Source organism: Corynebacterium sp. HMSC27B11, from assembly GCF_001815985.1.
Taxonomy (GTDB): Bacteria; Actinomycetota; Actinomycetes; order Mycobacteriales; family Mycobacteriaceae; genus Corynebacterium.
Map to the genome: position 1 here is coordinate 69,509 of NZ_KV823550.1, position 19,594 is coordinate 89,102.

A 19,594-nucleotide genomic window follows, 5' to 3' on the forward strand; every position below is an offset into this window, starting at 1 on the left:
TCTTGTCCGTAGTTAGTCATGGTGCTTTGTCGATCCCTTTCCGCGGCCTTAAACGGTCTTGCGGGTAACGGTGATCTCGGACTGCTTAACTTCGTCCTGCTCCATGGCGCGAGCCTCCGGCTCCCGGATGATCGGGGTGCCGTCGGTGGTCTGGAAACCACGCTTGAACTCGCTGGTGGACTGCTTCAGCTGCGCCTGGGACTCCTCGGTGAACGGGGTGCCGCCAGCGATCTGGTCGAAGACGCCAGATGCGTTGGAGCGCAGGTGCTCGATCAGCTCAGCCTCGAAGCGACGGACATCCTCAACTGGGACGTCGTCGAACTCGCCCTCGCCGGCCAGCCAGATGGAGATCATCTGGTGCTCGACGGACTGCGGCGCGTGCTCGGTCTGCTTCAGCAACTCGACGAGGCGCTCACCGCGCTCCAGCTGAGCCTTGGAAGCGTCATCCAGGTCGGATGCGAAGGCAGAGAATGCCTCCAGGTCGCGGTATGCGGCCAGGTCCAGACGCAGGTTACCGGACACCTTCTTCATGCCCTTGGTCTGTGCGTCACCACCGACACGAGAGACGGACACACCAACGTTAATTGCCGGGCGGACACCCTGGTTGAACAGGTCAGACTCAAGGAAGACCTGACCGTCGGTAATGGAAATAACGTTGGTCGGAATGAAGGCAGAAACGTCGTTTGCCTTCGTCTCGATGATCGGCAGTGCGGTCAGGGAACCGCCACCCAGCTCGTCGTTCAGCTTTGCAGCACGCTCGAGAAGACGGGAGTGCAGGTAGAACACGTCACCTGGGTATGCCTCGCGGCCCGGTGGGCGGCGCAGCAGCAGGGAGATCGCGCGGTAGGCCTCAGCCTGCTTGGTCAGGTCATCGTAGATGACGAGGACGTGCTTGCCCTGGTACATCCAGTGCTGGCCGAGGGCTGCACCTGCGAACGGTGCGAGCCACTTGAAGCCTGCGGAGTCGGATGCCGGTGCGGCAACGATGGTGGTGTACTCCAGCGCGCCGTGCTCTTCCAGGGTCTGGCGGATCGACGCGATGGTCGAACCCTTCTGACCAATCGCAACGTAGATGCAGCGCACCTGCTTCGATGGGTCGCCGGACTCCCAGTTGTCACGCTGGTTGAGGATGGTGTCGATGCAGACGGAGGTCTTACCCGTCTTACGGTCACCAATGATCAGCTGGCGCTGACCGCGGCCGATCGGCGTCATTGCGTCGATAGCCTTGATGCCGGTCTGCATCGGCTCGTTCACTGGCTGACGCATCAGGACGGATGGAGCCTGCAGCTCAAGTGCGCGCTCCTCCGTGTCGGTGATGTCGCCAAGGCCGTCGATCGGCTCACCCAGTGGGTTGATAACGCGGCCGAGGAAGTTCTCCCCGACCGGAATGGAAAGGACTTCTCCGGTCCGCTTTACCTCGTCGCCCTCTTTAAGGGTCTCGTAGTTGCCCAGGACCACGACGCCGACAGAGTCGGTGTCCAGGTTCTGTGCGACGCCAATGACGCCGCCTGGGAACTCGAGCAGCTCGTTAGCCATCACCGATGGCATGCCGCTCACGTTGGCAATGCCGTCGGCTGCCGTCGTGACCACGCCGACCTCCTCGCGGGAGGCCTCCGGGGAGTAGCTCGAGGTGTAGTTCGCAATCGCGCTACGGATCTCATCGGAGGAGATCGTCAGCTCCGCCATGTTTTTCCTGCTCTCGGTTTCGTGTTCCAGCAATTCGTGTTCTCGCTTGGTCGGTCGTTATGCGAGGGAACGACGCATGCGCTCCAGCTTGCCAGCTGTGCTTCCGTCGATCACTTCGTCGCCGACCCGGACTACGGCACCGCCGAGGAGGCTGGAGTCAACCTCAGTGTGAACCGCAATCTTGCGACCATAAATCTTGTGCAACTTCTCGGAGAGGCTTGCCTTCTGCTCCTCGGACAGCGGGCCGGCGCTGGTAACGCGCGCGACCTCGTAGCCGTTGAGGGAAGCTGCCTCCTGGCACAGGTCATCCAACAGCTCGACCGGCGCCTTGCGGGCGCGACCGACTGCCTGCAGGGCCAGAGCTTCAGTCACCGAGGAGACCTTGCCGTAGATGACCTTCGCGAGAAGATCACGGCGGTCGTCCACAGCTGCTGCTCGATCGGAGAGCAGAAGCTCGAGCTCGGACTCGCGCTCGAGGATGCGGGCGAGGGAGAACAGCTCTTCCTCGACGCGCTCGAGCTGGCCCTGGGCCTCAGCCGAACGAAGCAGTGCTCGGCGGCCGAGACGCTCCAGGCCGGTCCGGAAGTCCTGCGAGTTTGACCAGTTTTGGGATACCGCAGCGGACACGATCTCTTCAGTAGAGGCCGTGACCTTGCCGGACAGCAGGGTCTTGACGAGTTCGACACGCTGTTCCGGGGTTGCAGCGGCGTCGACCATTGCGACGCGCAGGCTGCGCTCCTGATCCAGGACGTCGACGACATCGAAAAGCTCGGTGCCGGTCGTTGCTCCGTTGCCTACTGCGTTATCAGACTCCTTCAGACCCTGGTCCAAGGTCTTGATGAGTCGCTCAAATGCCTCGCGGCTCGCTGCGTGCATACCGATCACTTCCCAGCGGTGCCGACGTTGTCCAGCCCGGCGAGGAAGTTGTCGATGGTGCCCGAACGCTTGACGTCATCGTTCAGCTGCTCGCCCAGCAGGCGCTCAGCCAGGTTGATGGAGTTCTCCCCCATCTCCTTGCGAAGGTCAGCAACGACGGAAGCGCGGTTGGCCTCCAGCTGCTTGTTACCAGCCTCAACGATGCGGTTGGACTCCTCGGTTGCCTGCGTCTTCATGTCAGCGATGATCTTCTGCCCCTGGGAGCGAGCATCATCACGGATCTGAGCCGCTTCGGTGCGTGCCTCTGCGAGCTGCTTGTTGTACTTCTCGAGGGCTTCCTGAGCCTCGGCCTTGGCGGCCTCGGCACGCTGAATGCCACCCTCGATTTTGTCCTCACGCTGAGTCAGCACTTCCTGGAACTTCGGAAGGACGACCTTCGCGAAGACAAACAGGATGACGGCAAACGGGATAATGGACCAGACGATGTCATAAAGCGGTGGAATGAGCGGGTTAATCGGCTCTTCCAACGGCAGCGTCTCAGCTGCCAAGAAAAAGGTGTTCGTCATAGTCTCCAGCTTTCGCTTTAGTGCGTTGTTCTTGAAAGTCCTAAGTTTTTAAAACTTTTTCTCACGATCGGTGCCGGTTCGCTGGCTCCTCGCGGGGAGGAGCCTTGAGAACCCGAGCAATCCCCGACCGCTTCTTGAGCGGACTGTCTTAGAACAGGAAGCCGGCGACGAAACCAATCAGGGCCAGGGCCTCAGCGAACGCGATACCCAGGAACATGGTGGTGCGCAGCTGGCCAGCCATCTCCGGCTGACGTGCCATAGCCTCAGCGGTCTTGCCTGCGACGTTACCCACACCGATTGCAGAACCGATTGCTGCGAGGCCGTAGCCGATGGTGCCGAAGCCCTCGAACTTGGTGACAGTGTCCTGAGCCAGGAAGAGGATGTCGTTCATTTGGTTTCCATTACCTTTCTGGTGACCGATCTTCCCGCTTGTTGCGGGTGGTTTGTGGCGATCGGTTCAGTTGTTCAGATTTCAGAGTTACTAACCGGGGTTAGTGTGCGTCCGCGTGCAAGCTCAGCTCGATGTACACAGCCGTCAGCAGGGCGAAGATGTACGCCTGCAGGAAGACGATCATGAGCTCGAAGAGCGAGAATGCGATCGCGAAGACCATCGTGCCGCCAGCCACCAACGACCAGCCGTTCAGCTGCCAGAAGAAGAAGTTCGTGGCGCTGAAAAGCATGACGAGGATGATGTGACCAGCCAGCATGTTGGCCATAAGACGAATGGTCAGGGTTACCGGACGGAGGATGAAGGTCGAGAAGAATTCGATCGGTACAACAATGAAGTGGATGAAGGTCGGCAGGCCAGGAATGACCAGCGAGGACTTCATGTACTTACCGAACCCGTAACGCTTCACACCCGCGTAGATAAACACCACATATGCCACAAGCGCCAGTACCAGCGGGAGGCCGACACGGGCGCTTGGGGAGATGTTCAGGAACGGGATGAGGGTCGGCAGGTTCGCAGCCACGACAGTGAAGAAAATTGCCGCAATCACCGGCAGGAACCGGCGACCTTCCTTCTTGCCTAGAATTTCCTCCGCGATGTGGATCCGCACGAAGTCCAGAGCGATTTCGCCAACGTTCTGGATACCGCGGGGAACCAGCTTCGGCTTGCGCATAGCGATCAGGAAGAAGATCACCACGATGGCGATCATCAGGATACGCACGAGCATGAGACGGTCGAGGGCGAAGATATCGCCCGCGAAACCGGTCAGCCACAGCTGATTTGGATCCACCTGCCCCGGGAAGAATTCGTGCTCCAATGAAGGGGGATGAAACTCACCCTTCATTGCCAAGGTTGTTACACTCAGCGTTCTCTCCCGTGATTGGGCCGCGTGAACTTTTAGAAAAGTTAGGCGGTGCGATGGAGGTCTATTTCTTGGTATTACCTCTCCCCCAGGACTCCGTCGCACGTCCATGAGGGTGGGTCGGTGCCGAATTACGCTGCCTTGGTGGCAAAACGCCCAGCAGCCCAGTTGGCCCGCTACGACTCTACCAGGAAACCCCCAAGAAACCATAAGCGAAACCCCACAGGTTGTGATCACATTCACCTGTGGGGTTTCGCTTATTCCCGCTGCGCCGGATTACCGTTCCGAACAGCCCCCTTCCGCCGCGTGCCGACGGCTGGATTCGCGGCCTATTTCTCGGGGATATACATCAGCTTCGTGCGTGTAATTGCCATGATCTCCGAGCCGAGCATCGCCACGAGCACCAGAATGATCGTCACCCCGAGTGCAGTGTTGTCATAGAAGGTTTTGTCTTTAATCACGATCAACACAACCAGCAGCAGCGCCGCCTTGAGGAGCCAGGACCCCAGCACCGCCCCCAGGGTGACCTGCGGGGAGGAGTTGGCAGTCACCAGCACCACGCCGATCGTCATCAGCAGGAAGCCACCACCGATAGCCGCGCCGATGAGTGCGCCATAGATCCCCGGAAGGTCACGGGTCGCGCCCCACAGGGCCAGCGAGAACACCGTCACCGCAGCCAACGCGATGAGACCTCCCCGGGCGGCACGGATCAGCGGACGGCGGGAATCACCGACGTCCGGGTCGTCCTCAACGGGAGGCAGCGGGGACTGCGCAGCTTGAGGGTCGTTTGCCCCGGGCTGGTCTGGCTGGCGGTCATTGTGACCTGCAAAATCTTCACTCACGTCGGATTACTCTATCTTCCGCTTCCCCAGATTTCCACAATGGGATCGCCGTGCTCACCACGGCCACGAGCAGCAGCACCCCGACCAGGATCGCGGTCAAGTTCGTTGGCAAGACCGTGGAACCCACCGCGCTGAACGCCGCCACCCCGACCCAGGTATAAAGCACCAGGACAACCTGCTTTTGGGTGTGCCCCAGCCGCAGCAGGCGGTGATGCAGGTGCTTCTTATCCGGCGCGAACGGGCTCTTGCCAGCCGCCACGCGCCGCACCACAGCGAGCACGAGATCCAACAGCGGGATGAACAGCGCAGCCAGCACCACGATCACGGGAGACAGCAGCGCGAACATGTCCGCCACACCGTAGAGCGAAAGGTTAATGCGTCCGGAGGCCGACACGCAGGCGGCCGAGAGCAGCGTGCCGATGAGCATGGACCCGGAGTCTCCCATGAAAATCCGCGCGGGTGAGAAATTATGCGGCAGAAAGCCCATGCACACCCCAGCGAGCACGGCAGAGATGATCGCCGGCGGGTACGCGGACACCGCCCCGCCCTGGTCGTGCAGGATCGTCAGCGAGTAAATCAGCACGGTACCCGCCGCGATCAGCCCCAGCCCGGCGGCCAGCCCATCCAAACCGTCGACGAAGTTCATCGCGTTGATGATCGTGACGGTGAGAAGAACGGTCAAGATCGTGGACTGGACTTGGTCAAGAATGAGGGTGGTCCCCTCCCCGCCTGGCCAGTAGATCAGATACCAACTCAGGCCCAGCAGGCTCATCAGCGTCGCCCCCACGACCTGTCCGCCGAGTTTGACCCACCAGGCGATGTCGCGCAGGTCATCGAGGATACCGATGATGACGATCACGAAGGTCGAGGCCAGCACCGCCGTCATATCCGGTGTGACCGGCGGGAAACCACGATTCAAGGCAGGAAGCTGTGCTGCGGCGACGATCGCGAAGACCACGCCGGTAAACATCCCTATCCCACCCAAGCGAGGTGTGGGAACCGTGTGCACGTCGCGCTCCCGTGGCATGGCCATGGTGCCGTAGCGGACCATGAGGTAGCGCACACCGCCAGTGGTCAGGAAGGTCACGGTACAGCCGACCAGCAGCACGAGCGCCAGCTCACGCAGCGGCACGCCGGCACCGGCCACCGGCGTGAGTCCCTGAGCCACAAGCATCCTGTTAGCCCACCTTTAGGACTTCGAGCGCAGCTCGCTGGCTGGCATCTGAAGCACCTCGCCGATCTGCTCGGCGCTGATCGCGCCCTCGCGCAGGATGCGTGGGCGGTGGCCAGCCAGGTCAACGATCGTGGAGGGCTCCCCGATGGTCGCCTCCCCGCCGTCCAAGTACACCGCCACGGAGTCCCCGAGCTGCTCCTCAGCCATGGCCACGGTGGTCGCCGGCGGCTGGCCGGAGACGTTCGCGCTGGAGACCGCCATCGGGCCCGTGCGCTGTAGCAGGTCGATGGCGATCGGGTGGTTCGGCATCCGCAGCATCACAGTGCCGCGGGTGTCCCCCAGGTTCCACGGCAGGCTCGGAGCCTGCGACACCACCAGGGAAAGCCCACCGGGCCAAAATGCCTCGACCAGCCGGCGCAGGTGCGCGCTGAACTCTGCGACCAGCCCCTCGACGGTGTCCCAAGAACCGATCAGCACGGGCACCGGCATGTCCGGGCCGCGGTGCTTGGCCTGCAGCAGCGCCTCGACGGCGGCGTTATCGAAGGCATCGCAGCCGATGCCATAGAGCGTGTCTGTCGGCATGACGATCAACCGACCGCCCTTTACTGCGTTCTCCGCTGTGACGATGGCGCCTTCCCGGTCTCCGGGGTTTGTCGCGTCTACTCGCTGGGCCATGTGCTTCCTTCTCCCTTACGTGGGAATTGTGCGCTGTTTTCTTCTTCTTGAGTGTAGTGCCCCGCCCGGTGCCGCCCGCGCGGTGGCTGTTATTGGCTTGCCTGTGGCACAGTCGCTCGCCCGACGACGAAGCGGTCGCGGCCAGCAAAATCTTGTTTCTTCTCGACGTCGCTCAGTCCCGCGGCAATGAGGATCTCCCGGGTCTGATCCCCGGTGGCGTCGTCGTGTTCGACGGCGACTGGCGCCCCGGGGGCGGCGGCGCGCACGATCGCGGCGGCAACGTGGGGCATGAGTTCGAGGCCGTCGTCGCCGGAGAAGACGGCAATCGCAGGGTCGGCCCCGGTCTCGACGTCCGTTCGGCTGCCGCTGGGGACGTAGGGCGGGTTCGCGACGACGAGCTGGGCGCGACCGGCAAGACCCAGGGCGTCGAGGAGTTCGAGGTCGCGGACGTCGCCTTCCACGAGGCGGACGTCCAGCTGCTCGCCGAGCAGACCCGCCCGGCGGAAGTATGTGAGATTCTCCTGCCCTAGCTCGACGGCCGCCGGGTCCAGCTCGATGCCGGTCACCTCAATTGTGCGGAGCCAGCGGTAGTCGGCGGGGCTGGACGTAGCCTGTCCGCGGAGGAACTCGGCGAGCTGCGCGGCCAGCGCCAGGCCGATGGTGCCGGGACCGGCGCACAGGTCCACGACGCGCACGACTCCGTCTGCGGGACGCAGGTTTGGCTCGGCGGCGGCGCGCTCAAGCCAGCCACGGATCTTCCCCAATGCGTACTCGGTGAGCAGCTCGGTTTCAGGCCGCGGGATGAAGCCGCGAGAGTCGCTGTAGAGGTCGTAGCCGAAGAAGGGCGCGGCCCCCACGATGTGCTGCAGGGGCTCACGACGTGCCCGGCGGGCCACCCACTCGGCAAAAATCGCTGGCTCCGGGTCGCCACCGGCTGAGAAGACTTCGGTCAGTCCGGCCGGGGTGCGCGGCGAATCCGCGTTACCCTCCCCGGCCAGGGCGTAAGCCATGAGCCAGCGAGCGTCGTTGAGCGGAGACGCCAGTCCGGCGTCGGAAAACTGCCGCGCAGCGGTGCGCACCGCCTCGCTGACGGTGGCCATTTAGGCCTCGGCCTCGAGGCGCTCGATGCGCTCGGCTTCCTTCAGAGCCGCGAAGAGGGACTCCAGGTCCCCGTCCAGCACGGAATCCAGGTTATTGGCCTTGTAACCGATGCGGTGATCGGAGACGCGCGACTCCGGGAAGTTATAGGTGCGGATGCGCTCGGAGCGATCCATGGTGCGGATCTGTGCCGCGCGGCCCTCCGCTGCCTCCGCCTCGGCCTCTTCTTCCTTCATCTGCTGCAGGCGAGCAGCCAGCACCTGCATCGCGCGGGCGCGGTTCTGGATCTGGGAGCGTTCCTTCTGGCAGGTCACGACCACGCCGGTCGGCAGGTGGGTGATGCGGACCGCGGAGTCGGTGGTGTTCACGCCCTGGCCGCCCTTTCCGGAGGAACGGTAGACGTCCACGCGGATGTCCTTCTCGTCGATCTGGACGTCCTCGACCTCGTCCGGCTCCGGGTAGACCAGCACACCGGCGGCGGAGGTCTGGATGCGGCCCTGGGACTCGGTGACGGGCACGCGCTGCACGCGGTGGACGCCTCCCTCGAATTTGAAGTCGGCCCATGCACCGTCGCGGGAGGGCTGCTTGGAGCGGATGGACATGGTCATGTCCTTGACCCCGCCCAGGTCGGTCTCGTTGAGGCCCAGGATCTCCGTGGCGAAGCCGTGACGCTCCGCGTAGCGCTGGTACATGCGCGCCAGCTCTCCAGCGAAGAGGGCCGCCTCCTCGCCACCGGCGCCGGACTTGATCTCCATGATGATGTCGTCGCCGTTCTTGGGGTCCCGCGGGGCGAGCAGATCGGTGAGCTTTTCCTGCAGCTCCTCGATCTCCGCCTCCAGGCGGGTGGCCTCCTCAGCGAACTCCGCATCCTCGCTGGCCATTTCGGCCGCGGCCTCGTGATCCTCCCGCGCGGTGTTCAGCCGCTCGTAGGTCTGGATCACCGGCTGGAGCTCCTGGAAACGCTTGCCGACCCGGCGCGCCGCCTTCGGGTCATTGTGCAGCTCCGGGTCCGCCAGCTGGGCCTCCAGCCCCTGGTACTCCGAGAGGATGTCATCCATCACCGACGGGGTGTGGTCGAGCGCGGAATCCTTGCTCGAGTCTTTGCCTGCCTTGGACATGCTTTTAGTCTCTTCCTAATAGTCCTGGTCCACTGGTCAATGCTAGCCGGTTGGCGTGCGGACTAGTCATCCTCTTCATCCGCGAGCGGGGCGGAGCTGGCGATCTGGATCATGAAGTCGCGGTTCGTCTTGTTCTTCCGCAGCTGCTTGATGAGCAGGTCGATCGCGGCCTGCGGATCCAGGGCGGAGAGGATGCGGCGCAGCTTGTGCATGACACGTGCCTCGTCCGGGCCGAGCAGAAGTTCGTCCTTGCGGGTGCCGGACGGGTTGACGTCCACGGCCGGGAACACGCGGCGCTCGGCGATCTTGCGGTCCAGCTTCAGCTCGGCGTTACCGGTGCCCTTGAACTCCTCGAAGATCACCGTGTCGCCAGCGGAGCCGGTCTCCACCATCGCGGTGGCGATGATGGTCAGGCTGCCGCCGTGCTCGATGTTGCGCGCAGCCCCCAGGAAGCGCTTCGGCGGGTACAGGGCGTTGGAGTCCACACCACCGGACAGGATGCGCCCGGAGGCCGGCGAGGAGTTGTTGTACGCACGGCCCAGTCGGGTGATGGAGTCGAGCAGGAGAACGACGTCCTTACCCTGCTCGACCAGGCGCTTCGCGCGCTCCACCGCGAGCTCCGCGACGGCGGTGTGCTCCTTCGGCGGGCGGTCGAACGTCGAAGCGATGACCTCGCCGTTAACGCTGCGCTGCATGTCCGTGACCTCCTCCGGCCGCTCGTCGACGAGGACGACCATGAGGTAGCACTCCGGGTTATTGGTGGAGATCGCGTTGGCGATGTCCTGCAGGATCGTGGTCTTACCGGCCTTCGGCGGGGAGACGATGAGCGCGCGCTGCCCCTTACCGATCGGCATGATCAGGTCGATCACGCGGGTGGTCAGCACCTTCGGGGTGGTCTCCAGGCGCAGGCGCTGATTCGGGTACAGCGGGGTCAGCTTGGAGAAGTCCGGGCGCTGCGCTGCCTGCTCCGGGGACAGGCCGTTGACTGTCTCTACGGAGTGCAGCGGGGTGAACTTCTGGCGGTTGCGGCCGCGGCCACCGCCCTGCTTTGCGTTCGGACGGATGGTGCCGACGATGGCGTCGCCGTGGCGCATGCCGTACTTGCGCACCGTGTTGATCGGGACGTACACGTCCGTCGGCCCCGCATGATAGCCGGTGGTGCGGATAAAGGCGGTGTTGGCATCCGCGAAATCGAGGATGCCCGCGACCGGGGCCTCCTGCGGCTCCGGCTTGTGGTCCTGTTGCTCCTTGCGGTTCTCGCCACCATCCTCATGGTTGCCGCCGTCCCCGTGACCATTGTTGCGGTGCCCGTTGTTGCGGTCGTGGCCACGGTCTCCCCCACGACGGTTGCGACGGTTGCGGCGGTTACGACGCCGGCGTCCCTGGTGGTTATCGCCGCCATCGTTGTGACGGTTGTTGCGACGATCCTCCCGCTCATTGTTGCCCGAGTTCTGCTCCTCCTGCTGGCCGGAGTTGTTCTCTGGCTCCTTGGAGGATGCGTGTCCGTCCTGCTGCTCATCGCGACGGTCGGCCTGCTTGCCTTCTCCGCGCTCGTTGCGCTCGCTGCGCTGCTCAGCCTTCTTCTCGGCCTTCTGTTCGGGCCGGTCGCTTGCTACAGCGCCGCCACCCTTGCCGGCGTTCTCGATGGCTGCCACGAGGTCTCCTTTACGCAGTTTCGACGTTCCCTTAAGCCCCTGGGCCGCTGCAACCTGCCGCAGCTCGGCCAGCTTGAGGGAAGCCAGCCCATTGGCCTGACCCCGCTCGATGATGTCGGACAAGCTCACGAAAGTCCTTTCCGTCGCACAGCACCCTTGGTCGACACCGGCCAGGACTATTGACCAGTGCATCTCACGCGCTGCGCAGAATTTGCATTGATTTCTTGGCCGACGACACACGCCGGCCCAGGTGGCAGCCACTCAACAGATGCGCCAAGCAGACAACAACCCGGAATTATTCTTGAGTATTAAAGAAATTGCCCTCACACGATCCCGCACGTCTGGCGGACGCCCACTATCTGGGGCCGACCGGGAATCGCGGTGGCGGTGCGGCTGCCACGGGGCCACTAACAACCCGGCCCACGAAGCGGCGCTGGCGATTGAACGCCCCACACCATGGAATCCTCCTTTGGCCCCGGCTGTTCGCACGGTGCCCTCGAAGCAGCTGCAAGTGTAACACCCGGCGATAGCTCACACACTTTTAAACCCCGGCCTTGAGTCTCGTTCCCTGATGGCCAGGGTGCATCATCATCGGCCGAGTCGCCGGGTTGGTGAGCTGGTGGCGTCATAAAGAAAAGGAACACCCAACCGCGGGCTAAGGTGGACAGCATGGAATCTACGATGCAGGAACGCCCCTTTTCCGTATCGCAAATCTTGACCTACGGCGCCAATGCGCACCGCAACAGCACGGTGACCACTTACCTGGGAACCGAGCCTGAGGTCGCGACGTTCAAGGAAATCGGGGCGCGTGTGGCCGCGCTCGCCCACGCGCTGGCCGAGGATTTCGGTATCCGCATCGGCGACCGGGTGGCAACCCTGATGGTCAACCGCACCGAGCACCTCGAAGTGCTGCTGGCTGCCCCGTCGATGGGCGCGGTCTTCCAGCCTCTGAACCGGCAGCTCGCCGACGACCAGGTCATCCACGCCATCAACCACGCCGAGGACCGCGTCATCGTCTGCGACGCGGTGGACGCCGACCGCCTGGTCGAAATGCTCGCCCACTGCCCCACCGTGGAGGGGGTGATCCTCGTCGGGGCCAGCCCCGCGGATATCACCCGCATCCAGGACCGGATCACCCTCACCTTCGCCGAGGCTGACCCCAATCGCCAGGTCCACGTGGCCGACTACGAGTCGCTACTGGATGAGCGGCCTGCGATCTACGACTGGCCGAATCTGCCGGAAACCGCACCGGCAGCACTGTGTTATTCCACCGGCACGGCCGGGGCGCCGAAGGGCGTGGTGTACTCGCACCGCTCCCTGTGGCTGCACTCCCTGGGGCTACGCACGGCCGATAGCTTCGGCATCCAGAACGACACCCCATTCCTCCTGGGAGTGCCGATCTATCACGTCTTGAGCTGGGGCGTTCCGCTCGCTGCGTTCATGTCCGGCGCGCCGATGGTGATGACCGGGCACACCACGGACCCCGAACACCTCGCCCACGTCATCGAGGACGCCATGCCCCGCCAGGCGCACGGGGCCTCGGCTGTATGGATGAGCCTGATCGTCCACTACGAGAAGACCCCGCCGCGGCGCATGAGCCTGCAGACGATCTATTCCGGCGGCTCGCAGGTACCCCCGGCCCTCATCGACGCCTGGGAGGCCCGCTACGGCGTGGACATGATCCACTGCTGGGGAATGACGGAAACCTCGCCGATCGGCACGGTCGCCCACCCACCTGCCGGCGTGGCCGGTCAAGCTCGTGCCGCTTACCGCTACTCCCAGGGTCGCTTCCCCGTGGGGCTGGAATACCGCATCGTCAACGACGCCGGCCGCGCCCTGGAATCCCACGACCGCAACGCCGGCGAGCTGCAGGTCCGCGGGAATACCGTGGCCGCTAGCTACTACGAGTCCCCCAGCCAGACGGGCGACGGCGCGGCGAGCGTCTTCCGGGGCGAGGCGGTGGACGATGGCTCCAGCCGCTTCACTGTCGACGGCTGGCTGCGCACCGGGGATATCGCCACCGTGACCCAGGACGGTTTCCTCGTCATCCACGACCGGAAGAATGACGTGATCCGCTCGGGCGGCGAGTGGATCTACTCCGCCTCCCTGGAGAACTACCTGCTGGCCTATCCCGGGGTGAACGAGGCGGCGGTCATCGGCATCCCGGACGATAAATGGGGCCAGCGACCCCTGGCCGTCGTCGTCCTGGCCGCGGGCTACGAACCAACGGAGGAGACCGCGACGGATATCCGCAACTCCCTGCTGCCGCAGGTTCCCGCGTGGATGGCCCCGGAGAACTTCTGTTTCGTGGAGAACATCGAGCGCACGAGCGTGGAGAAGTTCGACAAGAAGGAGCTGCGCCGGCTGATGCGCCGTGGCGAGTTGGAGATCATGACCCTGCCGGATCCCAACGAAGAAGCTGAGTTCGGCGAGGACTAGTGGCTGCTACGGGCGTTGACAGTCCCACTAGAATGAGCCCCACGATGACTCACAATTCCTCTGCTCCCCGCCCCCGCCAGCTGGTCGACTCCTTCGGTCGCGTGGCCCGGGATCTGCGGGTCAGCCTCACCGATCGCTGCAACCTGCGCTGCACCTACTGCATGCCGGCTGATGGCCTGGAATGGCTGCCCACGGAGCACTCGCTGAGCGATGCGGAGGTCATCCGGCTGGTGCGCATCGGCGTGGAGACGCTGGGCATCCGGGCGGTTCGTTTCACCGGTGGCGAGCCGCTTCTGCGCAAGTCCCTGGAGGAGCTGGTGGCGGCCACCGCCCAGCTGCGCACCGACGAGGGCCAGGTGCCGGGCATCGCCATCACGACGAATGCGCTCGGCCTGGACAAGCGGGCAGCCGGGCTTGCGGCGGCCGGTCTGAACCGCATCAATATCTCGCTTGACACCACGGATCCGCAGACCTTCGCGGCGCTCAGCCGGCGGGATCGGCACGAGGACGTGCTTCGCGGCATCGACGCCGCACTGGCGGCCGGTTTGAACCCTGTGAAAATCAACTCGGTCGTCCTGCCCGGCGAAAACGAGGACTCGGCCGCGGATTTGGTGCGCTTCTGCCTGCGCAGGGGCCTGCAGCTGCGCTTCATCGAGCAGATGCCCCTGGGGCCGCGCGGCCAGTGGACCCGCGAGGGTATGGTCACGGCCGATGCACTGCTCAAGCGGCTGGCAACCGAATTCACGCTCACTCCCGCCACCGAGCCCCGCGGCTCCGCGCCCGCCGAGCTGTGGGATGTCACCGACGGCGAGTATTCCGGGCAGGTGGGCATCATCGCGAGTGTGACCCACCCCTTCTGCGGGGCGTGCGACCGCACCCGACTGACCACCGACGGGGCGATCCGCTCCTGCCTGTTCTCCAAGGCAGCCGACGAGGTCTCCCTGCGGGATATGATGCGGCAGGGTGCACGCGACGAGGAGCTCGCCGATGCGTGGGCGGGCGCGATGGCACGCAAGAAGCCGGGCCATGGCATCGACGACCCCGGCTTCCTCCAGCCGGAGCGCACCATGAGCAAGATCGGCGGCTAGTGTGGCGGATCTCGTGTCCATCGCGCAGCACCGCGAGCGGGTGCTCGCGCTGGCTCAACCAAACGTGCTTTCCGGTGTACCGCTCGACCAGGCCTACGGGCACGTGCTGGCGGGCGAGGTTCACGCCATCCTGGCGAATCCGATCTTCGATAACTCCGCGATGGACGGCTTCGCGCTGCACGCGGCGGATGTCGCTGGTTCTGGCCCCTGGGTGTTGCCGGTGGCCGGCGATATTCCCGCCGGCGCCCCGCGCATCGAGTGCCCGCCCGGTCACGTGGTCCGGGTCATGACGGGCGCCCCGGTGCCACCGGGAGCCGACATCCTCGTCCTCCCGGTGGAACAGACGGACGTCCCCGCCGGGCCATTAGAGCTGCCCGAGCAGATCACGGTGCGCACGGTGGATCTGCACCGCAGCCATATCCGCCCTGCTGGGGGCAAGCACCCCGCCGGGGCGGTCGTGGCTAAAGCGGGCACGCGGGTGGATGCGGGCACGCTCGCCGCGCTGACCTCGGCGGGGGTGCAGGCGGTGGACGTGTACGCCCGGCCCACCGTGGCGGTAATCTCCACCGGAGACGAGCTGGTGCCCTGGCCGAATGTCCCGGGTGCCTCCCAGCTGCCGGATTCCAACCTGCCGATGATCGCCGCCCTGGCCGTGGAACACGGTGCTGCCGAGGTGCGGCGGTTCCACAGCGGGGACCGTGGGCGGGGTTTGGCGGAGCTGCTGGACGAGGCGAGTGCGTGCGATGTCATCGTGACCACCGGCGGCATCAGCGCCGGGGCCTTCGACGTGGTGCGGGAGGTGGTGGGCCCGCGCGAGGGATCGTGGTTCGGCCCGGTCGCGCAGCGCCCCGGCACCCCACAAGGGGTCGCTTCCTGGGGTGAGGCCACGATGGTCTGCCTGCCGGGGAATCCTGTGGCAGCCTACGTGTCCTTCCTGCTCTACGTGGCCCCGCTGCTCGCGGTGCTGGGCACGGGTAGCCGGGCGGCCCAGGCGTTTCGGCCGCTCCAGGCGGTGGCCGGCCCCGGCTTCGCCGCCCCGCGCAAGGGTCGCTCGCTGGTGGTTCCTGTCCGACTATCCGACGGCGACGACGCCCCGGTCGCGGTGCCGTTTTCTACGGGCTCGCATAATTCCAGCGACGTCACCGCGCTGACCGGCATCGATGGCTTCACGATCATTGAGCCCTCAAGCGAGGCCGCCGCGGGTGGTGCGGCAGAACGCGGCGTGGCGAGGGCTGCAGCCCCGGCCGAGGGGGATCCGCTGCTCGTCCACCTGCTCGGCCGCGGAACAACCGGGCAATGAGTATGAGCAGGTTCGAACATGTCGCGCCCTAGAAGCAACAGCGAGCCCACGACCGTGAGCCCCAGCGCACCGGCACCGTCCCCCGGCGCGCCGGCGCCATCCCCGGAATGCGTCTTCGCCAACCTCGGCATCGTGGTGCTGGCGGGCGGGAAGTCCACCCGCATGGGCGCCGATAAGGCCCAGGTCAAAGTGGACGGGCGCAGGCTCATCGACCGGCTGTGGGGGTCTCTGCCACCCAATTGTCCGCGGGTGGCTGTGGCACCTCAGAACCTGGGGGTGCCGACGGTCAGCGAAAGCCCTCCCTTCGGCGGACCGGTGGCGGGTATTGCGGCGGGGCTGCGGGAGCTGGATACCGAATGGGTGGCGGTGTTAGCCGTCGATGCCCCCGGCTCCGCCATGCTCCTGCCGCGGCTCGCTGAGGGCATCGGTGGGGCGGACTGCGCGGTGGTGGTCAACGCCGCGGGCTTCGACGAGCCGCTGTGTGCGCTCTGGCGCCGGGCCAGCCTGCTCACCGCGATAGCGCGGACCGGGGACCGCGACGTACCTGCCGGTGCCCTGCTGCGGGCCGCTCGGCAGGTGGTGCGGGTGCCGGGAACGGGCGCGGAGCGGGACTTCGATACCCCGGCGCAACTCGCGGAGCTGGGTGACGTCGAACTGGGTGACCAAGCTGAGTTGGGCGACACCGGACTTGGGTGACGTCCTACTGGTCTGAGACCGAGCTGGGCTCATCCGCGCGGCCGGGCGCGGCCGAAAGCGAGCCGCCGAAAAAGACCCTATCCTCCGGCGAAAGGTGGCAGGACGTCCACGCGCTGCGCCCCGGCGAGCCCGGTCGCGCGCTCGGCCCGCTGGCCGTCCACGAGGAAGGTGCAGCGTTCCAGGATGTCGGCGAGGCTCAGGCCAGAGTCCGTGCGTCCGGTGTGCCGCGCTGCCGCATCGTCGAGCAGCTCGCCGAGGGTGTCGAAGGCCTCAGCGGGTTCCTCGCTGACTCCGGTGGCGGCGCGGGCGGCGGCGAAATAGTGGATACGCATGCGTTCCATGCTAGCCCGTCCCCGGGCGCTATCGGATCCAGCCCGAAATGCTGGGCCAGACAGCCAGGATGACCTTCAGGCAGTCCCGCATGCCGCCCGAGGACGAGGAGGCATTGACCACGAGTGTGCCGCCCGGCTCCCGAGAGCTCAGACCGATCACGCCACGCGACATCGAAGCCTTGGGCGTGTTCTTCAGCCCCTCCACGAGCACCTGGGTTTCCACAGTCTCCAGCCGGGTAGAAATGACCTTGAGGGTTTCCTCCGGGGTGAGGTTCCGCGGCCCCAGCCCCGTTCCGCCGCAGGTCAGCAACAGCGCCACCCCATCAGCGATTCCCTGCTCGAGCTCGCGCCGGATGGGCTCGGCCCCCTCGGGCACGACGATGAGGTCGGTGACGGTGAACCCGGCTTCCTGCAGCATCGCCGCGGCGTCCTGCCCAATGGTGTTCTCCCGCTCCCCGCCGGCGATGCGGTCGGAGACGACGACGATCTTCGCGTTCTGGCGCGGGGCCGGATTGTCGCGCGGGGCCGTGCTCTCGCGCGGGGCCGTGTTGTCGTGTGGGGTTGTACCGCTCATCTGTGCTCCTCATCTGCTGTTCGGCGGCGCCCGCAGAGACCACAAGAAACACCGTTTTCTGCCGGGCTGCCCTGGGCTACCGGATCCCATTTTAGGGCTACAGTGGGAGGTCGCCTGCGGGGTACGAATCCTCGCGACATTCGGCCGCACGTTAACCCCAAGGAGCATGAAGATTGTCCTCGCACTCCATCGACCCTGCGGGCTCGCCGAGCGCCAGCCAACGCTATAGCCGCCAGGTCACCCTCATGGGCCCGGAGGCCCAGGAGAAGCTGGCTGCCTCGCGGGTCGCGGTGATCGGAGCCGGTGGGCTGGGCTCCCCCGCGCTGCTGTACCTCGCCGCGGCGGGCATCGGCCACATCACGCTCATCGACGACGACACCGTGGAGCTATCCAACCTGCACCGCCAAGTGATCCACAGCTCTGCGGCTGCCGCTAACGGCGAGTCCAAGGCCCACTCCGCCCGCGCACGGCTGACAGAGCTCAACCCCGATGTTCACCTCGAGCCAGTCGTCGAGCGACTGACATGGGAGAACGCGCTGAGGGTCCTGGAGGGCGCGGACCTCGTCCTCGACGGGACGGATAACTTCGACACCCGGCACGTGGCCAGTCACGCGGCCGCCCGGCTGGGGATCCCTCACGTCTGGGCCTCGATCCTGGGCTATCAGGCGCAGCTATCGGTGTTCTGGGCAGGCCACGGGCCGATCTACGAGGACCTCTTCCCCACCCCGCCCGCGCCGGGCGCGGTGCCCTCCTGCTCGCAGGCGGGTGTCTTGGGGCCGCTGGTGGGCATCGTGGGCTCGGCGATGGCCCTGGAGGCCATCAAGCTCATCACGGGCGTGGGCCGCCCGCTGGTCGGCCGGCTCGCCTACTACGACAGCCTGACCGCTAGCTGGGAGGAGATCCCGGTGGCAGCCAACCCGGAGGTCACCGAGCAGGTGCGCACGGGCACTCCCCCGCATGGCCCGGTGGAGGTCACCGAGATTCCGCCCGGGAGCACGGTCATCGACGTGCGGGAGCCCAGGGAGTTTGCGGAATTCCACCTGCCCGGGGCGATCAATGTGCCGCTGGCCGAGATCTTGGGCGGCTACACCCCGCCGGAGGTGGAAAACGGGGCGGTCGTGGTCTGCGCGCGCGGGGCTCGTTCCGCCCACGCGGTGGATGCGCTGGAGCGACGCGGCGTCACGGGGCTAGCCAGCCTGCGCGGCGGGCTGATCCGCTTCCGCTAGTTCGCGGTCAGCCGCTTAGGCGTCCTCGACGGTCACCGGCCCGGCCACCGTCAGCTCTTCGACGCGGATGCCACGATCGCGTGCCTCCTGCAGGAGCGCCTCCTCCACCGGCTCGGTGGACAGCACCAGCACGGTCGGACCCGCCCCGGAGAGGAACGCCGGGTAGCCCTGGTTGCGCAGGCGGTTGACCCACTCGGAGGAGATCGGCAGCACCTCGGCGCGGAATGGTTGGTGCATCCGGTCGCGGGTGCCCTCCCACAGCAGGCTCGGGTCCTTGGACAGGGCAACAAGCAGCACGCCGGTGCGGGACACGTTGAAGCGGGCGTCCAGGTGCGGAATATCGCTCGGCAACACGCGACGCACGGCCTCGGTGGAGGCGTGGGAATTCGGAATCAGCGCGGTGGCGCGGATATCCGGGTGCACCGTGACCGGGGCGGCGTGGTACGTCGGCTCGGTGCCGTCGACCGGGATGTTCGTCCAGGACACGACGGCGCTGCCGAGGACGGAGGCCGCGACGTTATCCGGGTGGCCCTCGAAGGTCGAGGCAAGCTGGATGATCGTGTCCGTGTCTAGGACGTCCCCGGCCAGCGCATTGGCCGCCATCACGCCCGAGACCGCGGCGGCGGCAGAGGAACCCAGGCCGCGGGACTGCGGGATGGAGTTATTGCAGCGCACCCGCAGGCCACGAGCAATGACGTCCGCCTTCTTCAGCCCGGCGCGGATGGCGCGGACGACCAGGTGTCGCTCGTCCAGCGGCACCTCGCCCTGCCCCTCGCCGGTGACCTCCACCTCGAGGCCGGAGTCGATGACCTCGACCTCGACGTGGTCGTAGATGCTCAAGGCCAGACCCAGCGAGTCGAATCCGGGGCCCAGGTTCGCGGAAGAACCCGGAACCTTGACCCGAACCTTGCGGCCGACGGGGATCTCAGTCGCCATTGC

19 protein-coding genes are annotated in these 19,594 nt (G+C 65.7%); 5 read left to right on the forward strand and 14 right to left on the reverse strand.

The window, feature by feature from the left end:
• Window positions 1-48: 48 nt before the first annotated feature.
• From atpA to rho, 11 genes are all read right to left on the reverse strand, one after another.
• Window positions 49-1,686 (reverse strand): F0F1 ATP synthase subunit alpha, encoded by a 1,638-nt coding sequence (gene atpA, locus HMPREF3097_RS03185; RefSeq protein WP_012359965.1) that lies wholly within the window; start codon window positions 1,684-1,686, stop codon window positions 49-51.
• A gap of 57 nt (window positions 1,687-1,743) precedes the next feature.
• Window positions 1,744-2,562 (reverse strand): F0F1 ATP synthase subunit delta, encoded by an 819-nt coding sequence (locus tag HMPREF3097_RS03190; RefSeq protein WP_070759371.1) that lies wholly within the window; start codon window positions 2,560-2,562, stop codon window positions 1,744-1,746.
• Window positions 2,563-2,567: 5 nt separating this feature from the next.
• The gene (locus HMPREF3097_RS03195) at window positions 2,568-3,128 is read right to left on the reverse strand and encodes a F0F1 ATP synthase subunit B (protein ID WP_012359963.1); all 561 of its coding nucleotides are present in this window, start codon (window positions 3,126-3,128) and stop codon (window positions 2,568-2,570) included.
• Window positions 3,129-3,276: 148 nt separating this feature from the next.
• Complete coding sequence (locus tag HMPREF3097_RS03200; protein ID WP_012359962.1) at window positions 3,277-3,519, reverse strand: ATP synthase F0 subunit C; 243 nt, start codon at window positions 3,517-3,519, stop codon at window positions 3,277-3,279.
• Window positions 3,520-3,619: 100 nt separating this feature from the next.
• Window positions 3,620-4,420, reverse strand: coding sequence for a F0F1 ATP synthase subunit A (atpB, locus tag HMPREF3097_RS03205; protein WP_012359961.1), 801 nt, complete (start codon window positions 4,418-4,420; stop codon window positions 3,620-3,622).
• Between the two features lie 347 nt (window positions 4,421-4,767).
• Window positions 4,768-5,280 (reverse strand): Cg1360 family ATP-synthase-associated protein, encoded by a 513-nt coding sequence (locus HMPREF3097_RS03210; protein ID WP_070759287.1) that lies wholly within the window; start codon window positions 5,278-5,280, stop codon window positions 4,768-4,770.
• Complete coding sequence (locus HMPREF3097_RS03215; RefSeq protein ID WP_070760882.1) at window positions 5,273-6,454, reverse strand: MraY family glycosyltransferase; 1,182 nt, start codon at window positions 6,452-6,454, stop codon at window positions 5,273-5,275. Before HMPREF3097_RS03215 ends, HMPREF3097_RS03210 begins: the two co-directional genes overlap by 8 nt.
• 15 nt (window positions 6,455-6,469) lie before the next feature.
• On the reverse strand, window positions 6,470-7,129 hold the full coding sequence (locus tag HMPREF3097_RS03220) for an L-threonylcarbamoyladenylate synthase (protein ID WP_070760884.1): 660 nt from the start codon (window positions 7,127-7,129) through the stop codon (window positions 6,470-6,472).
• 89 nt (window positions 7,130-7,218) lie between these two features.
• On the reverse strand, window positions 7,219-8,229 hold the full coding sequence (locus HMPREF3097_RS03225; protein ID WP_070760886.1) for a N5-glutamine methyltransferase family protein: 1,011 nt from the start codon (window positions 8,227-8,229) through the stop codon (window positions 7,219-7,221).
• A complete protein-coding gene (gene prfA / locus HMPREF3097_RS03230) occupies window positions 8,230-9,345 on the reverse strand; it encodes a peptide chain release factor 1 (protein ID WP_070760888.1) in 1,116 nt (371 codons plus the stop codon).
• A 62-nt stretch (window positions 9,346-9,407) separates the two neighbouring features.
• Entirely contained in the window at window positions 9,408-11,129 is a 1,722-nt protein-coding gene (gene rho, locus HMPREF3097_RS03235) for a transcription termination factor Rho (protein ID WP_015381451.1), read from the reverse strand.
• Between the two features lie 540 nt (window positions 11,130-11,669).
• On the opposite strand from rho, the gene HMPREF3097_RS03240 reads away from it, so the two are divergent.
• Genes HMPREF3097_RS03240 through HMPREF3097_RS03255 form a run of 4 tightly spaced genes read left to right on the forward strand, consistent with a single transcriptional unit; the run spans window position 11,670 to window position 16,523 of the window.
• Entirely contained in the window at window positions 11,670-13,439 is a 1,770-nt protein-coding gene (locus HMPREF3097_RS03240) for a long-chain fatty-acid--CoA ligase (protein ID WP_015381450.1), read from the forward strand.
• A gap of 44 nt (window positions 13,440-13,483) precedes the next feature.
• Complete coding sequence (gene moaA, locus HMPREF3097_RS03245) at window positions 13,484-14,527, forward strand: GTP 3',8-cyclase MoaA (RefSeq protein WP_246821235.1); 1,044 nt, start codon at window positions 13,484-13,486, stop codon at window positions 14,525-14,527.
• 1 nt (window position 14,528) lies between these two features.
• Window positions 14,529-15,827 (forward strand): molybdopterin molybdotransferase MoeA, encoded by a 1,299-nt coding sequence (locus tag HMPREF3097_RS03250; RefSeq protein ID WP_070760892.1) that lies wholly within the window; start codon window positions 14,529-14,531, stop codon window positions 15,825-15,827.
• 18 nt (window positions 15,828-15,845) lie between these two features.
• A complete protein-coding gene (locus HMPREF3097_RS03255) occupies window positions 15,846-16,523 on the forward strand; it encodes a molybdenum cofactor guanylyltransferase (RefSeq protein ID WP_070760894.1) in 678 nt (225 codons plus the stop codon).
• A gap of 77 nt (window positions 16,524-16,600) precedes the next feature.
• Here the strand turns inward: HMPREF3097_RS03255 and HMPREF3097_RS03260 are convergent, their stop codons facing one another.
• Together HMPREF3097_RS03260 and HMPREF3097_RS03265 are read right to left on the reverse strand one after the other, a co-directional pair.
• Window positions 16,601-16,855, reverse strand: a complete 255-nt coding sequence (locus HMPREF3097_RS03260) for a MoaD/ThiS family protein (protein WP_070760896.1) — start codon at window positions 16,853-16,855, stop codon at window positions 16,601-16,603.
• 28 nt (window positions 16,856-16,883) lie between these two features.
• Window positions 16,884-17,429, reverse strand: coding sequence for a molybdopterin-binding protein (locus tag HMPREF3097_RS03265; protein ID WP_070760898.1), 546 nt, complete (start codon window positions 17,427-17,429; stop codon window positions 16,884-16,886).
• Window positions 17,430-17,602: 173 nt separating this feature from the next.
• On the opposite strand from HMPREF3097_RS03265, the gene HMPREF3097_RS03270 reads away from it, so the two are divergent.
• Window positions 17,603-18,655, forward strand: coding sequence for a ThiF family adenylyltransferase (locus HMPREF3097_RS03270; RefSeq protein WP_070760900.1), 1,053 nt, complete (start codon window positions 17,603-17,605; stop codon window positions 18,653-18,655).
• A gap of 15 nt (window positions 18,656-18,670) precedes the next feature.
• Here HMPREF3097_RS03270 and thrB read toward each other — a convergent pair whose 3' ends face one another.
• Window positions 18,671-19,591, reverse strand: coding sequence for a homoserine kinase (gene thrB / locus HMPREF3097_RS03275; RefSeq protein WP_070760902.1), 921 nt, complete (start codon window positions 19,589-19,591; stop codon window positions 18,671-18,673).
• Window positions 19,592-19,594 lie beyond the last annotated feature (3 nt).